1 protein-coding gene and 1 pseudogene are annotated in these 1,861 nt (G+C 66.2%); both read left to right on the top strand.

The genetic code is table 11. From position 1 onward, the window contains the following. Positions 1-349: pseudogene (locus ACRDTB_RS38075) on the top strand (group II intron reverse transcriptase/maturase); the annotation flags it as partial. Between the two features lie 49 nt (positions 350-398). Next, the gene (gene tnpC / locus ACRDTB_RS38080; RefSeq protein WP_431437139.1) at positions 399-1,844 is read left to right on the top strand and encodes an IS66 family transposase; all 1,446 of its coding nucleotides are present in this window, start codon (positions 399-401) and stop codon (positions 1,842-1,844) included. The last annotated feature ends 17 nt before the right edge of the window (positions 1,845-1,861 follow it).

Raw genomic sequence — 1,861 nt, forward strand, 5'->3', positions numbered from 1 at the left:
CGACTTCGTGATCATGGTGTCCGGCAATCGGGCACAAGCCGAAGCGCTCCTCCCGGAGGTGGCAGAGGTGCTTGGTCCGATGGGGCTTCGCCTGTCGACCGAGAAGACGCTGATCACCCACATCGACGAGGGGCTGGACTTCCTCGGCTGGCGCATCCAGCGCCATCGCAAGAGGGGAACAGATGAGCGCTACGTCTACACCTATCCGTCGAAGAAAGCGCTGCGCGCGATCATGACGAAGGTCAAGACGGCGTGCCTGCAGAACGTGAACGATTCGCTGGCAGACCTGCTGCGTCGGCTGAACCCGATGTTGCGGGTAGCTATTCAGCTGGGTCGGTGGCCGGTGTGAGGGCTTGATCGGCATCTGAGACGATCTTGGTGTGGCTGGGCCGGAGGAGATGTCGCGTGAGGAGTTGCTCGCGCTGGTTTCTGTGCAGGCCAAGACGATTGAGGCGTTGACGCGGCGGGTGGAGGAGTTGGAGCGGCGGTTGGCGGCGGATTCGTCGACCTCGTCGCGGCCGCCGTCGTCGGACGCGCCGTGGGCGAAGAAACCGGCGAAGAACCGCTCGTCACGTGTCAGGTCGGGTCGGAAGCCGGGCAAACAGCCGGGGGCTGGGTCGTCCTCACGGAGCCTCGTTGATGATCCGGACGAACGACTGGAGATCCAGCCAGACCGCTGCGGGTCTTGTGATGCGTCGCTTGACGGGGCCGAAGAGTGTGGTCGTCAGCGGCGTCAGGTAGTCGATATTCAGCCGGTGCCACCACCGAAGGTCACCGAGTATCAACGGGTGTCGAAGGTGTGCCCGTGTTGCGGGAAGGTGACCACTGCGGGCTGGGACGACGCGGCGGTGCCCGCCCCGCACGCCGAGGTCGTGGCCGCTGCGGGTTCGCCGGTGCGGATCGGTCCGGAAACCCTCGCTCGCGCCGCCCTGTTGACGTGCGCGCACTTCTTGCCGGTCGGTCGCGCCCGTGACCTGTTGGCCAAGCTGTGTGCGATCGACGTCTCCACCGGGTTCCTCGCCGGGATCCGCGGTCGTGCCGCACGCAGGTTGGAGAAGAAGTTCCTCCACCACATGCGCGCCCTGCTCGCGACGGCGCCGGTGCTGCACGCCGATGAGACACCCGGCCGCGCCGCCGGATCGTTGGCGTATGTGCACGTGGCGTGCACCGAGTACCTCACCCTGATGCACGTTGGTGACCGCACCAAGGACACGATCGACGCTGGCGGCGTCCTGCCCGAGTTCACCGGAGTGCTGGTCCGCGACGGCTACGCCGGCTACGAACACCTCAAGGCCGTGCACGCCTGGTGCGGAGCCCACCTCCTCCGCGACCTGCGGTCGATCTCCGACGCCGACCCCGAGGGCCAACTCTGGGCGCTCGCGATGGCCACCACCCTGCTCGACGCCAACCAAGCAGCACACCAGACCCGCCAACAAGAGGCCGATCGACTCGACCCAACGGCCCTGCGCACCATCCACAGCCGCTACCGCGGAGCACTGGCCCGAGGCAAGACCGACAACACCGGACAGACCAGCGCCCTGGCCGACAAAGCTCGCACCCTCATCACCCGATTCCGACACTACGAGGACATGATCCTGCGGTTCGCCACCGACCTGTCGGTGCCGTTCACGAACAACGAAGCGGAACGCACGTGCCGACCCGTCAAGATCCAGCAACGAACCTCCGGCGGCTGCTGGCGCACCCTGGCAGGCCTCGTCGACTTCGCCATCGTCCAGTCCTACCTGGACACCGCAACCAAATGGGGACTCGACAAACTCGACGCCCTCCGCGAACTCTTCACCACCGGCGCATGGCTACCACCAGCACTCACACCAGCTGAATAGCTACCCTTCCCCGCGGC

Source organism: Actinophytocola sp. (assembly GCF_050699935.1).
Taxonomy (GTDB): Bacteria; Actinomycetota; Actinomycetes; order Mycobacteriales; family Pseudonocardiaceae; genus Actinophytocola.